A 17906-nucleotide genomic window follows, 5' to 3' on the forward strand; every position below is an offset into this window, starting at 1 on the left:
TGTCTCGAATCACATATCCTCGAATAGATTAATCTGGACAGATAGAAGTAGCCAAAGACTGCCAATCTACTGAAACTCGGCCATCTTTTCTCCCGAAATTCACCAATTTGGATACGTGTCATCTGCCATTTTGTCAAGCGGGAACTGAGGGCGCGAAATTCGCGTAAACTCGTACTTTCGTGGGTCCATCGCTACGAGACCGATGCTGTTGATGGGTATGTTTGTTGAACACATTGGCTCGTAGTCAGCCCGGTAGTGGTTCGTGGACTTGACGACCAATACGTTGAGACGTTCGGGTTGGATACCCACGTGCCGCCAAATTTCAGCGTCAAGAGGTTGCATCCGGTTCTCAGTCACAATGACGCTGACACCATCGTCCTGGCCGCACTCAACGAGCACTGTCCGCCCGAGGTGGTTCTCGCCGCCGGTTCCCATCGGTCCGGTGTTGCGGAATTCACCATCGGTGACGGCCTTTACGTACACGTTGAGATCGGCGATGGGGTCGCCATGGAAATCGTCGGTCTTGCCTCCGAGATTCACAATCGTGCGCTCGCCGACACCCGCATCGACACACTGAGCTACCGTTTCCGGGTCGCGAACAATAGCGAATCCAGCATTCGTAAGTTCTTGGTCGATCATCTCACGGAGAACCGTCGTACCGTCCGCCGCACCGCCACCACCAGGGTTGTCACCCACGTCAGCCATCAGGACGAATCCGTCCTCTGGGTCAAGGTCTGCAGCAAGCCGCTTTGCCTCTGTGACGGCCTCCGGCGGTTCAGGATAGTCGCTGACAAAGTCTTCGCGGCGGTCCCAAATATACTCGGCGAGTTCGCGTGAAACCTCTCGTGCCGCATCGGAATTGGAGTCGGCGATGACCGGAATTGACCACCCCATTGAAGGGATGTCGGCCTGGTGAAAACCGGGAAAGACACTAACTTTGACGATGTTGTCGTGCTCCTCGTACTCACGGGCTTTCGCCATTACATCAGCCATTGGTCCCTCCCGGGTATTTTGCTTGGGACCCATAGCGAGAACGGGCGGGCGCTCAATGTGGATCACTGGGTCGATGTCGCTCTGAATCGTCCGGATGAGTTCACGCATCCCAGTGCGACCGGTGTCTGCCATATCCGTATGAGGGTATGACTCAAAGCCAATGAGAACGTCCGACTTAGTAACCATTTCGTCGGTGATGTTTCCGTGGAGATCAAGCGTCACCGCGATGGGAACATTCTCGCCTACGATTTCTCGTACGCTCGAAATCAACGGTCCCTCGCCGTCATCCAGTCCTTCGGGCACCATAGCACCATGAAGACACAGCATCACGCCATCTAGGTCGGCGGCGTGCTCTCGAACTCCGTCGAGAATCTGCTCACAATAAAACTCATAGACGTCGGCTTCGACGAGTCCACTCGGTGTCGCAGTGGCCGCAACCGTATGAATCAGCTCCACGGAGTTGTTTTCGGCCACGTCGATGACACCGCCAACTTGCGTATTAGTTCCTTGGAGCTTTTTGGGGATCTCGTCGCCGAAGTACTCGCGGCGCTCCTTAAACAAATCTCTGCCTGTCTTGGAGGTTAAGAACGTGTTTGTTTCATGGGCAAAGTTCCCCACGAGAACGGTTTTGTCTGCCATGTGAACAACTACCTACTAAACTTGTTTAAAGTAACACCCGTTCATGCTCAGTCCCAACTGAGCAAATTTATTTTCCAGATAATTCTCACGTACGAACGAATACCTCTAATGATAAGGTGTGTTGTTAACATACCCTACGCGAATGAAAAGCATATGCGAAAGTCACAAACGACGTTCTTCGAGGTATTCCGATGAATATCGACCTACTGTTAAAGAACGCCCAAATCGTGGACGGGACGGGCGCACCGTGGTTCTGCGGGAGCGTAACGGTGCAGAACGGCGAAATATCGAATATCATCCGGGGCGACACGAGTGACGTAGATGCACAGAAAATGATTGATGTCAAGGGCGCAGTGGTTGCGCCCGGTTTCATCGACACTCATAGTCACTCTGACCTCCAGTTATTCGATAGCCCTTCACTTGCACCAAAGATACACCAAGGGATTACGACAGAGATTCTGGGACAGGACGGTTTTTCGATGGCGCCGATGCATCGCGACGGTGGTGCCAAAGAATGGCAACGCCACCTCTCAGGTCTCGCTGGTGACGTAACACTCGACTGGTCGTGGGGCGATACCGCCTCATATCTCGACGCAATTGAGGAGAACGGCGTCGCTCCGAACGTCGCAATGTTGGTGGGTCATGGCACGGTACGATACAACGTGCTGGGGATGTCTGACCGCGCCCCTACCGAAGCAGAACTAAACAAAATGGCTGATTTGGTGACTACTGCGCTCAATGACGGTGCCATTGGCTTCTCAACTGGTCTGGTGTATTCGCCGCAGGTGAACGCCTCTACCCACGAGGTTCAGACGCTGGCCGCCCAACTTGCTCCGTACGGACGTCCATTCGTGGCGCACATTCGAAGCGAAGGGGACATGATGTGGGAAGCACTCGATGAATTCATCGATATTGGTGCCGAGGAAGACGTTCCGCTCCATCTCTCACACTATAAGGTCATCGGAGGCGCGAAAAAGGGACACGCTGACCGCGCAAACCATCTACTTGAGTCGGCGCGCGAACGCGGCGTCGACATCACCGCCGAACAATATCCGTATCTCGCCGGTAACACGCTCCTATCAGCGGTTCTGCCACCATGGGTTCACGCCGACGGGCCAGACAGAGCGCTTGAATATCTCGCCGATGATGAGAGCCGGGAGCGTATCCGAAAGGATATCGAAGAGTGGCGTATCGATGGCTGGGAGAATCAGGGACCCCGCACCGGCTGGGAAAATATTGACGTTCGGAACCTCAACACTGACGTATGGACGGACTACGAAGGCGCAAGCGTCGCCGCTATCGCCGATGAGCGCGACCAAAACCCAGTCGAGACCGTTTGCGATCTGCTGTACGATGAGAACCTCACACCCTCGATGATTTTACACACGCTGAATGAGAACGACGTGCGTAAAATCATGCAGTACGAGCGAGTGAGTATCGCCACGGATGGTCTGTTCGGAGCCGAGCCCCACCCGCGAACATACGGCACGTACCCCCGCGTCCTCGGACGGTACGTCCGTGAGGAGGGAGTTCTCTTACTTGAGGAGGCGATCCGAAAGATGACCTCACTGCCTGCACGAGTTATGGATCTCGACTCGAAGGGAGTAATCCGACCCGGCATGGATGCTGACCTCGTGGTGTTCGATCCCGCGTTTATCACCGATACTGCAACGTATGACCGTCCGCGACAGCATCCTCGTGGTGTCCAACACGTTATTGTTAACGGTGAGTTCGTAGTTAAGGACAGCGAGACCACCAGCGCCACTCCTGGTGACGTAATTCGGGCATGATAGATTACGATGAAATTCTGTTACGGCAGTACTGTTGATTTCGGTAAGGTGGTAGAAGAAAACGCGGTCACAATCAATTAGACAGAATCCGCTTGGCTAAACACAAATTGGCTCCGATCTGAGAGACGATTTTGACTGCTCGGGTTCTCGCTCGACCGGCTACTTCGTGACTGCCTTCCCTGGCAGATCACCAGTTGCCTCATTGTCTCGTACCGCGAACTCACCATTAACGAGAACGTGATCAATACCTTTCGGATAGCGAGAGGGGTTTTCGAACGTCGCGCGACTTTCAACGACCTCGGGCCGGAGGACAACGAGGTCGGCATCCATGCCGCGTTTGATGATCCCTTTTTCGTCCAAACCCATCGCACGGGCCGGGAGCGAGGTCATTTTCCGGATTGCCTCTTCCAATGTCATAACGTTTTCTTCACGGACGTACTTACCGAGGATTCTGGGATAGGTGCCATAGACGCGGGGATGGGGCTTACCACCGAATAGGCCATCCGACCCGATGCAGACTCGTTCGTATCCGAGGATATCTTGCACGTCGTCCTCGTCGAGCATGTGAAGCGTCATGCTCACGCCTAGATTCTCCTCAACCAGTAGTTCGGCAATGGCTGTTATCGCATCGGTGCCGCGGTCAGCTGCGATTTCGGTGACGCTCATCCCCTCGTATTGGTTGTTCTCTTCACTTGGTACGTTGGCGATGACCACGTTGTTCCATCCCGAGAGCGCGCCGATGTTCTCCCAACCGTCGATACGCCACTCTTCGATATCCTTTCGGATACGATCACAAGCGTCCTCATCCTGCAAGTATTCGAGGATCCCTTCAGGACCTTCGGCGTGAACCCACGGCGGTAACACCGCCGAGAGCATAGTGCTCCCCGCGGTGTAGGGGTACTGCTCGGCAGTGAAATCCACTCCCCGCTCGCGGGCAGCCTCGATGATACCGAACGCCTGCTCCGTTTTTCCGTGCTGAACCGGCCCACCCATCTTGAAATGCGAGAGATGGAGCGGAACGTCTTCCTCGGCACCAATATCGATGAATTCATCGAGCGCCTCCCAAATCCACCGACCTTCACTTCGGATGTGTGCCACGAACGGGCGCTGGTATGGCGCGAGTTGGGATGCAAGCGTCTGGACTTCATGGGTGGAGGCGTACGTACAGGGCGTGTAAATGAGACCCGTAGAGAGGCCAATAGCGCCACTGTCGAGTGCGGTGGTCACCAAGTCGGCCATTTCGTTTAGTTCTGCTTCGGTAGGGGCGCGGTCAGACATCCCCAGCACGTTGTATCGTACTGTACCGTGACCCACCAACATTGCGACGTTCGGAGCGACGCCGTTCTCCTCAACCGCTTCAAGGTAGTCTGCAGTCGAACCCCATGTCCATTCCTTATCAGAGCGCCCAGCGAGCGCCCCGAGCTGTTTCTGCCATTCTTCGGCGCCACCGTCGCGGTGCATCGGTGCCATCGAAAAACCGTCCTGTCCCAGAATCTCAGTTGTCACACCTTGTCGGAGTTTGGGTGCGAGCGTGGGATCCTCGAACAGTTCGATATCGGAATGACTGTGAGTGTCGATGAAACCGGGCGCAACCACCGCGTCCTCAAGATTTATAATCTCGTCGGCGTCGAGATTGTGATCAATTTCGCGGACTATGTGAGAAATTTTATCGTCTGTAACGCCGACCGCACCACGAAACCATGGGGCACCGGTACCGTCCACTATTTTCGCTCTCTCTAAGAGAAGGTCAATAGTCATACGCGGTATTTATTGAGAAGAACGAAAAACACGCCCCCAATAATGAGAGGGAGTTACAAACCGCGACTACCCACCGTAGCCTACTCGTCTGCCTTCTCTAGCACTGCATTGTAGAGGACGTTCACACCAGCACGATGTCCTTCCACTCAGTGTACTCTTCTTCAACGTGGCTGATACCATCGACGCTCGGGACGAATATCATACTCGTCGGACAAATTGTGTTCAGATAGTTCGCATCATGGCCAGCACCGCTAACGAGGCGTATATACTCATCTTCTCCAACAGTTACCTGTGCTGCCTGCTCAAACTTCGACCGACGAGACTTAAACCGAGCTTAGCAGCTTCACCTCAGCCTTCCGGAGATGTTCGAGAAGTGTAGTCTTCGAGATGTCGATTTCGGTGGCAAGCTCGCTTGCGGACGTTTCTCGTGGCCACGAGTAATACCCCCGCCGCTGTGCAAGTTCGAACACTTCGCGCTGGCGCTCGGAAAGTTCTACTACCGGGGAACCATTTTGAGTATGAGTGTCTGGTGACTTCATTCCCTCAATCGATATTTCAGCGTTCATCTCTGAACGTATCTCGTCGAGTCGACGGCTGATTTCTGCACGATCTTGCGTAATGATTACCGTCCAATACTCCCTACCGTCGTGGACGCGAATTTCCTCTTCCGGGATAAATCCACGTTCTATGAACGCATCATGAATGCTGTTACAGCTCTCATACTTAACGAGGAGTTCTTCGGTGGTATTGCCCGCGGCGGCATTTCCCCGTGCACGCAGATTGAAATATTCCTGAACACATTGGATCTCGGTTGTAAGCGGTGACGACTTAATCTCGTCTATCAAACTATTGATGTGCTTTCGAGAGTCGGCATACGCGGTACAGCGTGCGTTCGTCACGCCTCCAGTGTGATACACACCGTGTGCAATAAGACCCGCATCAGTTGCTGCCGTTGTTTGAAGAGTCCAGCAATTAGGATGCCAGATACGCAACGTCAACTGTGACGAATGGAGGTCATTGTGTCTAGTATCTTTACTTGCATGTTCCATGGTATCCTATCTCATTTTATCTGGTAAATACGTGTTGGTCGAGCAAGATAGCAATGAAACTTTTAACGAGACCGCAAGAGCGCTACAAAATTCTCATGGAATTGCGGCCACCGTAGCTCTTGATATCATCTTAAGGATCGTAAAAATACTCTCAGGAACTCGCTCGCCGGACAATGGATGCAATGCACGAACTCACGAAAAACCGGCTTGGGAAGACCAAACGCCAGCGCTCCAAGGACGGATTGAGCTATCAGGAAACGTGTCTCATCCTGAAAGCCAATGTGGAACTGCCCGGTGAGGTCGCGAACAAGAACACAGACGATAGTCCGACCATAGACGAGGGTGCCGGAGAGTAGCGTGGCCGGGACGAAATCACACCTGAGAGGGCGACACCTCTGACACGAATCCCTCCACGAACGCGGAATTGGACGCCCCGAATTGATACAGTTCAGGGCAGACGTCGTACGGTTACTCGTGAGTACGGCAGTTGTATCGGCGTCTATCGGCAAGGAACCAGCGGGAGGGGAGAGGTTGCACCGGCCACCGTATCTGTGGTTGGAAACACGTGGTCGAATCACTAGTCGCAAAGGAGACTGTTCGATACCCCGTGTTGCAGTAGCTCACCAGATGGAGGTCGTCGACGGACGTTGTGAACAAAAATCGACGACCACGCTATGAGCCATCGTTCGTATAGGTGGGAAATCGAGAGTAGCTTTAAGCTGGTTCGACAGGAAATTACAAGTTAGTTGGTCGCTAAGAGCGACCATGGTAGCTAAGAGCGACCACTTGACTGGGACTGCAATCGAGCTTTCGCTCCCTGTCGCAAATGGGAGACTCTTCCGGCATGCTGCAACGAGTGATATCCTCGATCTCCTTGCCGCCAATCCACACACCGCATTCAGTGTTCGCGACCTCCGCCGCGTGACCGACCAGAGCGCAAGTAGTGTTACGGACGCTGTCGATCTCCTCGACGAGACAGATCTCATCACGATTACATACGATGGCAATCGGAAACTCGTTCAAATCAACCGAAAGCGACTCTCTCATCCTGATGACCCATTGCTCCAAATTCCACAGACAGAGTTTCGTGATCCTGTGCGAACGATTGTTGATCGAATAACGCAGGAACTCGCCGATGTCAGAGGAATTGTTCTCTTCGGCAGTGTCGCTCGAGGCGAGGCTGATCGACGAAGCGACATCGACTGCTTCGTCCTCGTTGACGACGAACAAGCGCGTGCACAGCAGACGGCCCACGAGATTGCCTCGGAACTGAGCGAGCAACGATTTGACGGCGACCGGTTCAAATTCCAGGTACTCGTGGAGTCGACGGACACAGCACCCCGATATGGCGACCGCCTGCGCGATATCTTTGCGTCCAGTCTCACTCTCGTTGATTCCGAGGTGCTTCAGGCGCTCAAATCGGAGGTGCTCACGAATGGACGGTAGCTACGTCGAAGACGCCCTCGACACAGCAGAACAGGCCTTTCAGGATACGCGTGGACAATTGAGTGAAACGGATTTGGATGTGTCCGACGAAGCGCTCGTTCAGCTCCGGAAGGCCTGCCGGTTACTCGAAGCTGCGCGAACACTTCGTTCGCAAAACGGCTATTACACCGTTGTCATCGAAGCGTCCTTCGTCGCCATCGAACGGAGTATCCAGTTCTATCTCCTCCATCGAGGACAAGCGGCAGGTGAAGATCTTTGACACGAGCATACCGCTGTGTACCAACGTGGCGCAGAAGTCAACCTCTTCAGCGATTCGTTTGCAGCACGCTTGATCCAGTTGTGGCAGCAAAATCGGGCAGAAGTCTACTATCGTGAAACGGTTGCCAGTGCAGAACAGGCTGATGCAATGCTCCACTTGGCAGAGGATCTCCACCAGTATCTCCGAGAATTTGCGTCGTTACAGCACGAATGCGTCTGTTCGACGTAGTCTATCGACGAATCAACGCATCGTTTTGAACTTCTCGGGGCGCAACGCATGCTATGGGATGAACACATCTCATCTATATGCCTTCAGTAGCTGATCCCAGAGAGACTGTCCCTAATCCACGACTCCACCAATCCAAACTCTCTTTACCGATTATCTGTAAGCTGTAAACAACATCAACACTAATGTCACACACTGCATCCCACGCCAATGGCGATGTGATTCGAGATTTCCTCTCGATCGCAAATCTCCTCGAAGAGCCACGATTAGCCCAACTATACGCATATCTCTCTCAACAGGGTCCAGCGACCGTCCAGGAACTCATGGACGCATTGGACCTCCCGCAAGGGACAGCTTACACATACGTGAAGCGGCTGGCTGATACGGGCGTTATCGAAGCGACCGACGACGAGCACCCCCGAACATACGTTGCTCATCCAATCGATCTCACGATCTCGGCTGGAGATGGAACGCGTGAGTATACGATCACCCCGATGCTGGTTGACGCTGTGAGCCGCCAATCTACCAACGACGATATCGAGACATACATCACCCGCCACGGCATCGCCGGTCTAGCGACAGCACTCACCTATACAGTTGCATGTGAGCGTGGTGAGGTAACCCACCGATTGATGGCACGCGATTTGGACATCTCTCCCCTTGCTGCAGAGATCATTCTCCAGGCTCTCCGTCCTGTCGTTCGCGATTACATCGACATCGAAGAACCCGGTGCAGCGGGACCAAATCTTGGGCCAGACGACGAGTAAACTGTGGAGACATCCGACGACACGTGATCGACATTCATATCGCCGATTCGGGGATGTTCATTGCTCTCGGTTAACCACAAACAATCGTTATCAGCACGTCAGAGCGTTTGCCCGCCAGAACGAGATTGTGTTTCTCCTTCCAGAGCGAGTCTGTGAAAAGATCGTGGTCCCGCTGCAGACACTGAGGAACCACCAATTGAGACCGCAATTGAAGAGGGATGGGCACACGTCGCTGATCCACTCGGGTATACAATTTCAATCGTATCTCAAGCAATGGATGGCGTCGAGCGATACATCGTGAATGCTGATGCTCGACCCGCTGATGAACTCTCTCGGTGAGGACAAAGAAAAACAATTCAGTGGAGAACAGCCTACTGTTCGAATTAAAGCAAATACAGCCACGAGAACGACAGATGAGTGACCCGGCGCGTCGTTTTTGAAAAGCACCATCTTTTCGATTCAGTAGACAACGGTCGAAATTATGAGTGTTGTTTCATTAGACATTGGGTTGAAGCAGTATCTATGGACGAAACGGGGGTAGTATCTTACAAACACGTTTTGGTGCCGACGGATGGGAGCAAAGCGGCAAAACGCGCAACCGAACAAGCAGTAGAACTCGTAAAGGAGAGCAATGGAACAGTACACGCACTGTACGTGATGGACATGGGGGACGCAGCTTTCGTCGCAGTCCCGAGCGACATCAAGGAAACACGGCAGCGACTAGAGAAAAAGGGACGCAAATTTGTAAACGAAGTAGAAGAAAAAGCCGAAGAAAGCGGAGTCGACTGTGTTGCCGTCATAAAATCCGGAATCCCGGAAGAAGAGATAGTTGAGTATGTCCATGAGCATGATGTCGATCTAGTAGTGATGGGAAGACGGGGACGGTCAGATCCTGACAAGCCACTCATTGGTTCGACGACGAAGCGTGTCCTTGGCCTATCTGACGTTCCAGTTCATGTGGTCTGACATTCAGGATACTTCCAACTTGTGATTAACCTTGATTAGAAGTACGTGATCGAGGAGAGAGTTGACGATCTTCGGGATCTGGCGTACGATGTGCAACTCGACTACTCTGTAGTTGTATCCGTTCACGTCCAAACAACTGAACGATTCGCCGAGCGAAAGAATCATCCATTCATCACCGTGACGTTATCCGCATGGCCCATTCTCTTCCCGTTGGGTAGCGAGACTGCCCCTAACACGTGGTACTGTAGTTAGTATATTATTCTAACCACGAAAACAGACGTGAAGCAGCTACTGACGTTACACTGTTCCATGGATTCGTACAGAAGACGTGGAGAGTTAATTTGGCGTCACCATGAACGCGTCCCACGTCTATTAGTTACCTACAGTTGACATCGAAGGCCGATAACTAACCTTCGACATTCTCCAATCGTCCTTGCTCTATTGTAAATATTGGGGCCAAATCTCGTGGTTATTACCATTACTATACAGGTTCGTTTACACAGTATACTAGAAGAGTACTGTATAAGGAAATAGACCATATACTGACGTTACACTGTATCTAATCTATGAAACAGAAGACATGGGGGGAAATTCATACCCGTGCATGTCACAGAACGTCGAAGTTACCGCCCTCCAAGGCAATTTTCTTCGACAATGTCTATAGCAACTGTCGCCGTTTAAAAATAACGGTTTCCACTGGTGTTACACTGTATATCGATTACAGGAGGGAGACGTGTGGAGTCTTGTGTTGAAGACTCCATTCGAGAGGAAACAGACGGTGCTGTTTCCATAACTTGGGTGAGTCAGCCATCACATCGAACCACGTCTCATGACACCTCGTGACTGTCGAAGGTGATAACTACCTCCGACATTTTTCTATCGAATCTACACTTTATAAATATTGTGGCTAAATTTTTGTAATTATTGCCGCATCTACGTTTGTTCACACAGTATATGGAAAAAACACTGTATACTGACGTTATCCCATGTAAGAAAATAGACTATATACTGCTGTACCGACATAGCGCAATTCATTGGAACGGATGATGACGGAAGCAGCGTTTGGTTCCATCAGCAACGTCCCAATGGATAAGCCTGCGGTACACACCCAACTACAGATCCACATCCGTGATTCATCGAACGTAGGTGTTGGCGCACCTACAAACCACATCTACCTTTTTTATTGGTTTGAGACGGCTACCTCGGACTCGGGCACCCATGCTCAACTAAGAATGGCCAGATCAACTTTGCTAATGAGTAAAGTAGTCCATCATAGTCGTTTTTCCACTTACTGTCCTACGTAGCACCAGATTCATCGGACACGTGGTGTACTCACATGACGACTGATCGTAAGCTACTCACGGTAGATACCTTTGCCTTTGCTTAACCGAACGACGACAAACTTGACTCAGTATACTGCCCTAACTCCTCCTCAATATCCGATTCACGCCATCTAAGCGGCGATACCCCCTCGCTGCCGCACGAACCACCAACTCCCGATACAACCCAACATCGTACTCACTCAGTCCCTCACTTGCCAACATCACTCGCTCTCGCGAGTCTTTCGTATCGTCAACCATTACATATGACACACTCTGGCCAAGGGTACGCCCCAATCTCAAATCAGCCGCTCGCTCCAGTGCTACCATACTCCGCGTCGATTTCGTATACTCCTCACAGGTCTTGAGACAGTGGGTGATAAAATGTAGTAATATTACATATTCGATGTTGTCAGTTCCTCAAGCTAAATTTCAATCCGCTGCAGTTATTGGGCCGAGCGGGCCACCGTAGAGGCCACCACCACCGCTGCCGTCGTAGACGCGAATCGCGAGCACGTTCTCGCCGCCGAAGTTAATGTTCTCCGGCTGAACCGTGTAGCGCCGGGTCTGCGACCAAGCGGTCTCGTAACCGTTCTCCGGGAACGTTCCGGTTTGCCCAATTTTCGCCCCGTTGAGAAACGTCTCGTCCACGTCATCGATCTTTCCGACCGGGATTTCAAGTGCGTGCCCTTTCCACTCCGCTGGCACGGTGAAGTGCTTACGGAACCACCCGTAAACCGGATTCTCGGTGTGATCAGAGTGGTCTTCCCAGTTAGCGGGTAACGTGACCGTTTCCCACTCACTGTCGTCGAGACCCGGGGCTTTCCACGACAAATTATCACTGCGATGGAACAACCACTTGCCAGCGAGCGAAATCTGTGGCACCGTCAGCAAGCGCGGTGGGAGGTCGTCTACGGTCACCTCGAAGATTCCGGCGACCCCAATGTTCCGCTCGAAGGAGACGCGGGTTTTCGTTCCGGGTTGCAGCGAGACCGTCTCCGTTGCGACCACCTCGCCGTCGATTTTCAGCGGAACGTTGATTTCCGCCGGATCGCCGCTCGTGTTTCGAACGACCGCGCTCACGTCGAGCTGCCCGGTGTCTACGTCAAAATCGACCGTAAGATCGCCAAACGTATCCACGCTTGCGAACGCGTACGGTAGATTGCGACGCGAGAGTTCCATCGGTGACTCCTCATCAGTTATCGGACGGAGACCAACCACGAACGAGAACGGGCCGTCTGGAACGACTCGGTACTCAGGGAGTGTCTGGATCGGCGTTCCGCCCACGCCAGTGACACTATGGTCGAGATTGAGCGTTACGGTGTCCCCGTCCTCAATTTGGTAATTAAACAGCGCCCGGTCGAGGTTTTCAGGAGATATATGGTGGGCGCTGACGTTCAGACTCGGATGCCCGAACGCGGCGAGGCCGCTGCTCCTACTTGTGAGGGTCGCCCACTGGACGTCCGTCTTGTTCCCGTAGTCCTGCGGGCGGACGTAGGGGATGTACTGTTCTTCAACCGTGCCGCTGTGGACGCCGACTTTCGTCCCGGTCTTCCGGTCGGGATACGTCTCCTGCGGCCCGCGCCCGTACCAGTTGAACTGCCGGAGTGAATCCTGAAGCCTGAGTTGAACGCCCATGCGACCGATCCAGCTCGAAATCGCCTGCTTTAGGGCGCCGTTCGGTGTCGCGCGGACTCCCAGCAGGATGTCGCCGGTTCCGAGCACGTGATAGAGGTAGTTAGTCGCGAACGACGCGTCCTTACCGGGAGCGGAGACTGTTGTCTCGAATTGGATGCGCGTCACCTGGTCGGCGATCGACTCGACCGAGACCGACTCGACCGTGTGTTCGAGTTGATCGAGCCCAGCATCACGCCACTCCTCGACCTCGGCTGACCCCCAGTCGACGTTCTCGTTCGAGATTGGCGTCCGCCAGACATTCAACCGGGGGCCGCTCGCGAGCAGTTCCTCCTCGTCGCATTTCATCGACGTGAGCCTCCCCTTCACCCTGTCGAACGTGTACTCGAATCCTGATCCACTGACCGTAATTGTGTCTGATGGGCTCATGGCTTCCTCCGTGTGCTGTATGTGTCGTTCATCGTCAGATGTGATGTCATTCGTTCACCGAGATAGTCGACATTTCTGAGACTAGTTCAAGTGTGGGAGTTGGGACGTCGAACGGCACTTCGAACTGCTCGAAGGCAACCTCATGGCCCACATCGGCATACCATGTATCCTCGGCGAGGTGGAAACTGACGACCAGCCAGTAGTCCGCGCCGGGTTCGAATTCTGGTTGGTCGAAGGGGATTTCGACCGTGGTCGTGTCGTTTGGTTCGAGTGCGACATCAAGTGCCCCCTGCTGGAGGACGTCACCACCTTCGCACAGCTCCCAGTGCACGTCGAGTGCAGAGAGATCCGTGAAGTTGTAGTGATTCGTGACCTCCACGAGGCCTGCGGTAAGGTTGGCCCCGCGCAACCGAATTGGCTGATGAGCTTTCTTTAACTGCCAGAGTTCGGGTTGGGGCACACGGTCTGCGTCGACAAGACCATTACAACAGAATGGATCGACGCCGTACGAACGGAATGTTCCGTCGGTTTCGAACACCTCGAAGTCGAGCCAGAGCACGGTACTCTCATCAGGTCTAGAACGATTTAATCGGAGTTCATCGGCCACAAAGCCACGGTCGTGGATGGCTGCCCGTCGATATCGGGCATTCGAGAGCCAGCCGTCCCAGTTTGCCCGGTGTTTGTCTGCATTCCGGCCGACGTTGACCGGCTGTGGGTTATGATTGATGCTGCCGTCGTGTGGGGTGGATGCTAACTGCTTCCCGTCCACGTAGAGCTGTAATTCGCTCCCGGTGTGGACGCCGACGACGTGATGCCAGTTCCCGTACCAATCATCGGGGACAGTCGATTCGACGGTAACCCATTCCTCTTCGGGGTCGTAAATGAAGAACTGGAGTGTCGACTCGTCGCTCATTTTCAACCCGTACTGGTGATCACCCTTCGTAAGGAAAGCGTCCGAGCCAGTCCACGGCTGCCGGGGCTGAACCTCAACCTCGAGCGTTAGCCCGGGTTCGGTGATGTCAAGGCTCGGGTCGCGGTAGAATTCAATCCAGTCGTCGAGTCCTGAAAGCTCGATTGCGGGGTCTCCCGCATCCGTGTTGACAACCGTAGGTTCACCGTGGAAAACACCGTCGTTGCCGTATTCAGTGGCATCGGGTGTGATAGTGTAGTCCTCGTCAAGTCGCTGGTTCACCCAGTCCCAGATAAAACCGCCCTGCAACTGGTCGTGTTCTTCAATGACCTCCCAGAACCGCTCAACGAGACCGAGGCTGTTGCCCATCGCGTGGTTGTACTCGCCCATGACAGCCGGGCGTTGCTCATCTTCATCCTCGGCAATGTCGACGAGGTCGGACGGGCTGACATACCGTGGTCCGATGACGTCTGCGTAGGGAGCAACGCCGCCGTTGTTCGCCTGATGGTATAAGAACCTCGTCGGATCGACGCCCGCACCCGCATCGCCGTCGCCGTCCACATCGCCACCCTCGATGTATTCGGCCATGTGAAAGTGTGCTGGGCCGAGACCGGCTTCATTCCCCGTACTCCACATGAAAATGCTGGCCTGGTTCTTCCACTGCTGAACCATTCGCCTGAAGCGATTCATAAATTGAGTGTGGAACGCCGGATACTCATTGACGAGGTCAGGGTTCTGATGGGTCTCGGCGTTGACTTCGTCGCACACGTAGAAGCCAAATTCGTCCGCGAACTCGTAGAACTCGGGGCCGCGCGGATAATGCGAGTTCCGAAGTGCGTTGACGTTGAATTGCTTCAGACGCTCGAACTCCTCGCGTCGCAGGTTTTCGGCCATGGTGCGGCCGAATTTGGGATGGTGTTCGTGGAGATTGACGCCCTTGAAGTTGACCGGTTCACCGTTAACGTGGATCTGACCGTCAATAATCTCGTATTTGCGAAACCCGAATTTTGCGAGCTGGGCTTCGGTGGCCGACTGCGATCCAGACTGGCGAAGTTCGAACCCGACGCGATACAAATTCGGATATTCTGCAGACCATTTCGCCGGCGAGGCGACGTCGATCGAGAAGGAGACGCCAGCGCTATCGTCCGCCGGCACGTCGACGGTTTTCGACGCCGTCTTCACGGGCTGATAGTCGGGGTCAAAGAGGTAGGTTTGAAGCTCGTACGTGTCCGCGCTGTCGCCGTAATTCGCGATTTCGGCGTCCACGTGGAGCGCCCCGTTCTTGTAGTTGCTGTCGAGACTGGGTTGGAGGAAGTAATCGCGGAGGTGAGCGTTCGGCGTTGAGTAAAGTGAGACGTCGCGAAAGATTCCCGCAAAATGCCACATATCCTGGTTCTCCAAGTAGCTTCCGTCGGACCATCGAAAGACCTGTACGCCGATTTCGTTCGCGCCGGGCTGGAGATTGTCAGTTACGTCGAACTCCGCAGCCGTCATCGATCCTTTGTCGAAGCCGACATATTCGCCGTTAATCCACACGAAGTACGCGGATTTCACGCCGTCGAAGCGGAGGAACGTCCGGCGGCCTTCCGTCCAGCTATTTGGCACCGTGAACGTCCGTTGGTACGTTCCGACAGGGTTGATGTCGTTGGGGACGTTCGGCGGGTCGTACGGGTAGAGGTCGAGAGTGATGTTGCGGTACATCGCGTGGCCGAAGCCATCAGCCTGCCAGACTCGGGGAACCGTGACGGTGTCCCACAAATCCGTTCCGTCGAATTCGCTGGGCGCGTTCGCTGGATTAAGCGCCCAGTGGAAGTTCCAGTCACCGTTCAGTGACTCGAAATGCGGGGATTGTCGCCACCGTTGGAGCGGTGATTTGTTCACTCGGTCTTGGTTGAGCGCCGATTTAACCGAGGGATACGGAATCGTGGGGACATGCCCAGGTTCCTGGTTCTCTTCAACCAACTCGGGGTTCTCAATGTACTTGTCAAGGGGAACGTCGCCGGGCGTCATAGATTGGATCACCGAAGTCGTTGCTGATGCCGTCCTCTGGTCGCTCAGTCCGGGGAGGAGTGCAATACTACCGGTCGCCAGGAACGTCCGACGCAACACGTTGAGCGTCGAGCGTCTTGTGGAATCGTCAGTGGTCGGATTAGTTTCACTCATGTGTAGAGTTCTGTGGCTCTATGCCAATAGTTAACTCGAAACTATCGAAGTTAAACATTACTATCTCCATAATAATAATTCATTGCCGAATTTATTTATAATTGGGAAGCTGAGAGAATATCGGTTGTAACGTCCGTTAAAGCGCTGGTTGACTGGATATCATATCCCAGATCCGCTTTTCGTCTATCATCGACGAAGAGACAGCCAAACTGGCGATAGTGCACGAGTCAAAGCTGGCAAAGAAGAACTCAAAGACTAACACGGCGAGGATACTGAGATCCGCGGCTATCACATTTAAAGGCAAAACCAGGTCTCAGAGTTGTTCTTCGAACAAAACATTGGGGAACCCAATCACAGATTACTCAGATCTTTCCGAGCAGTGGACTTTGTGAATCTCATTTAACAGTCATCAATGCATTGCGAGTAGCAACCGGAACTTCTGCACAAACTAAAAGTTGAGATTACAGCCAGAAAACAGAATAGAAAATTTGTACGGTTTCTAATCGAGTCGAGATAGTATTGAATATATTAATTATTTAGTATCGTACGATATCCAATGATACCAAGGACGACACAGGCTATGCCAGCGACCCACGAAATGAGTTTATCAGGATTAAGCCCAATAACCATGATCGCAAATCCAGCTCCGACAATGCCTAAGAAGAGCGCGAGGTGGCCATATGATCGCAGGATTATATTACTCATGATGATCTTGTTTTCGATTTCATCTCAATTCATATAGATCTTTAGATTCCTCGAATACGTTCGCTCATGAATTGGACGAATCAGTCTCAACTTTTGCACAAACTGGAAGATGAGACTACAGGGGTTTAACGGTGCCGTGATGCGTGATTTCGAGGGATCGGCGATGGGAAACTGCTTCAAATCAGCTCTTGAGCGCCCATTCCAGTCATACTGACAACTACGCCGGGGAATTTCTGAGTCTGCTACCAGCGTTGCCACTCAGAGCTTCGTCGTTCGTTCGGACTGAGCGGCTTTCTACCCAATCCCCGTCTCCTTCTTCAGCAGCGTCAGCGTATTGTCGGCCGTCACGATCGGTGCGTGCTCGTACTCACCAGTTAACTCGACTTGGACAAGCAGATCAACCGCTCGCCAGATCGAGTACAGCAGGCAGGCGAACGCGAAGTAGACCCGATCAGAAGTGACTGTTCTTCACGTCGTAGGTGCAACGACGTTCCTGGGAGAAGCAACGAGTCTCGCACTCGCGGATGATCCCGGATCGGCTGCTGAAGAACGCGCCGAGAAAGTGTTCGATCGTGCCCGTGAGATCACTGCGGATTACGACACCGAATTCGAGACCGTCGTCAAGGTTGGAAGCCGACGAAAGCGATATTCACGTGTGCAACGGAGTTCAATACGCTCGTCCTCGGAAGTCACGGAAGCGACCTGGTCGAACGGATTCTCATTGGAAACGTCGCAAAAACGGTCGTCCGTCGATCCCCTGTGCCTGTGACGGTCGTATAACGGGTTGTGCGTACTCTTCAGCCGCGAGCAATCCGAGCAATTCAGAGGAGGTGTTAAACAGGATCCATGAGCC

The 17906-nt window shown here is 53.3% G+C and carries 12 protein-coding genes and 2 pseudogenes; 8 read left to right on the plus strand and 6 right to left on the minus strand.

Translation table 11 applies throughout. The features are described from left to right. Positions 1-99: 99 nt before the first annotated feature. A complete protein-coding gene (locus LIX15_RS30840) occupies positions 100-1632 on the minus strand; it encodes a M81 family metallopeptidase (protein WP_227779223.1) in 1533 nt (510 codons plus the stop codon). A 191-nt stretch (positions 1633-1823) separates the two neighbouring features. Here LIX15_RS30840 and LIX15_RS30845 point away from each other — a divergent pair, with 191 nt between their 5' ends. Further along, positions 1824-3422, plus strand: a complete 1599-nt coding sequence (locus LIX15_RS30845) for an N-acyl-D-amino-acid deacylase family protein (RefSeq protein WP_227779224.1) — start codon at positions 1824-1826, stop codon at positions 3420-3422. A 159-nt stretch (positions 3423-3581) separates the two neighbouring features. On the opposite strand, the gene LIX15_RS30850 is transcribed toward LIX15_RS30845, so the two are convergent. The 3 genes from LIX15_RS30850 to LIX15_RS30860 all read right to left on the minus strand — a co-directional run bounded on the left by LIX15_RS30850 (position 3582) and on the right by LIX15_RS30860 (position 6229). Then, the gene (locus tag LIX15_RS30850; RefSeq protein ID WP_227779225.1) at positions 3582-5180 is read right to left on the minus strand and encodes an N-acyl-D-amino-acid deacylase family protein; all 1599 of its coding nucleotides are present in this window, start codon (positions 5178-5180) and stop codon (positions 3582-3584) included. 121 nt (positions 5181-5301) lie between these two features. Then, positions 5302-5445 carry a hypothetical protein gene (locus LIX15_RS30855; RefSeq protein ID WP_438267248.1) on the minus strand — a complete coding sequence of 48 codons (144 nt, stop codon included), beginning with the start codon at positions 5443-5445 and terminating at the stop codon, positions 5302-5304. Positions 5446-5503: 58 nt separating this feature from the next. Beyond that, positions 5504-6229, minus strand: coding sequence for a helix-turn-helix domain-containing protein (locus LIX15_RS30860; RefSeq protein WP_227779226.1), 726 nt, complete (start codon positions 6227-6229; stop codon positions 5504-5506). A 155-nt stretch (positions 6230-6384) separates the two neighbouring features. Here LIX15_RS30860 and LIX15_RS30865 point away from each other — a divergent pair. The 6 genes and pseudogenes from LIX15_RS30865 to LIX15_RS30890 all read left to right on the plus strand — a co-directional run. Beyond that, positions 6385-6585: pseudogene (locus tag LIX15_RS30865) on the plus strand (DUF8008 family protein); the annotation flags it as partial. A gap of 409 nt (positions 6586-6994) precedes the next feature. Beyond that, entirely contained in the window at positions 6995-7675 is a 681-nt protein-coding gene (locus tag LIX15_RS30870) for a nucleotidyltransferase domain-containing protein (protein ID WP_227779228.1), read from the plus strand. Beyond that, positions 7665-8162 (plus strand): annotated as a pseudogene (locus LIX15_RS34135) (DUF8154 family protein). The gene LIX15_RS30870 and the pseudogene LIX15_RS34135 overlap by 11 nt, the downstream one beginning before the upstream one ends. 182 nt (positions 8163-8344) lie before the next feature. After that, positions 8345-8926 (plus strand): DUF7437 domain-containing protein, encoded by a 582-nt coding sequence (locus tag LIX15_RS30885; RefSeq protein WP_227779231.1) that lies wholly within the window; start codon positions 8345-8347, stop codon positions 8924-8926. 207 nt (positions 8927-9133) lie between these two features. Further along, positions 9134-9265 (plus strand): PIN domain-containing protein, encoded by a 132-nt coding sequence (locus LIX15_RS34140; protein ID WP_486327148.1) that lies wholly within the window; start codon positions 9134-9136, stop codon positions 9263-9265. A gap of 183 nt (positions 9266-9448) precedes the next feature. Continuing rightward, complete coding sequence (locus LIX15_RS30890) at positions 9449-9892, plus strand: universal stress protein (RefSeq protein ID WP_227779232.1); 444 nt, start codon at positions 9449-9451, stop codon at positions 9890-9892. 1751 nt (positions 9893-11643) lie between these two features. Here the strand turns inward: LIX15_RS30890 and LIX15_RS30895 are convergent. Next, the gene (locus LIX15_RS30895; protein WP_227779233.1) at positions 11644-13275 is read right to left on the minus strand and encodes a beta-galactosidase small subunit-related protein; all 1632 of its coding nucleotides are present in this window, start codon (positions 13273-13275) and stop codon (positions 11644-11646) included. Positions 13276-13321: 46 nt separating this feature from the next. Continuing rightward, positions 13322-16348, minus strand: coding sequence for a glycoside hydrolase family 2 TIM barrel-domain containing protein (locus LIX15_RS30900; protein WP_227779234.1), 3027 nt, complete (start codon positions 16346-16348; stop codon positions 13322-13324). Positions 16349-17767: 1419 nt separating this feature from the next. Here LIX15_RS30900 and LIX15_RS33085 point away from each other — a divergent pair. Further along, on the plus strand, positions 17768-17833 hold the full coding sequence (locus LIX15_RS33085) for a hypothetical protein (protein ID WP_265338475.1): 66 nt from the start codon (positions 17768-17770) through the stop codon (positions 17831-17833). Positions 17834-17906: the final 73 nt, after the last annotated feature.

This window comes from Haladaptatus pallidirubidus (assembly GCF_020700235.1).
GTDB lineage: Archaea > Halobacteriota > Halobacteria > Halobacteriales > Haladaptataceae > Haladaptatus > Haladaptatus pallidirubidus.

Excerpts from the sequence above, each read along its gene's own strand:
- LIX15_RS30840 (WP_227779223.1), bottom strand. The coding sequence starts at position 1,632 with ATGGCAGACAAAACCGTTCTCGTGGGGAACTTTGCCCATGAAACAAAC.
- LIX15_RS30845 (WP_227779224.1), top strand. The coding sequence starts at position 1,824 with ATGAATATCGACCTACTGTTAAAGAACGCCCAAATCGTGGACGGGACG.
- LIX15_RS30850 (WP_227779225.1), bottom strand. The coding sequence starts at position 5,180 with ATGACTATTGACCTTCTCTTAGAGAGAGCGAAAATAGTGGACGGTACC.
- LIX15_RS30860 (WP_227779226.1), bottom strand. The coding sequence starts at position 6,229 with ATGGAACATGCAAGTAAAGATACTAGACACAATGACCTCCATTCGTCA.
- LIX15_RS30870 (WP_227779228.1), top strand. The coding sequence starts at position 6,995 with ATGGTAGCTAAGAGCGACCACTTGACTGGGACTGCAATCGAGCTTTCG.
- LIX15_RS30885 (WP_227779231.1), top strand. The coding sequence starts at position 8,345 with ATGTCACACACTGCATCCCACGCCAATGGCGATGTGATTCGAGATTTC.
- LIX15_RS30890 (WP_227779232.1), top strand. The coding sequence starts at position 9,449 with ATGGACGAAACGGGGGTAGTATCTTACAAACACGTTTTGGTGCCGACG.
- LIX15_RS30895 (WP_227779233.1), bottom strand. The coding sequence starts at position 13,275 with ATGAGCCCATCAGACACAATTACGGTCAGTGGATCAGGATTCGAGTAC.
- LIX15_RS30900 (WP_227779234.1), bottom strand. The coding sequence starts at position 16,348 with ATGAGTGAAACTAATCCGACCACTGACGATTCCACAAGACGCTCGACG.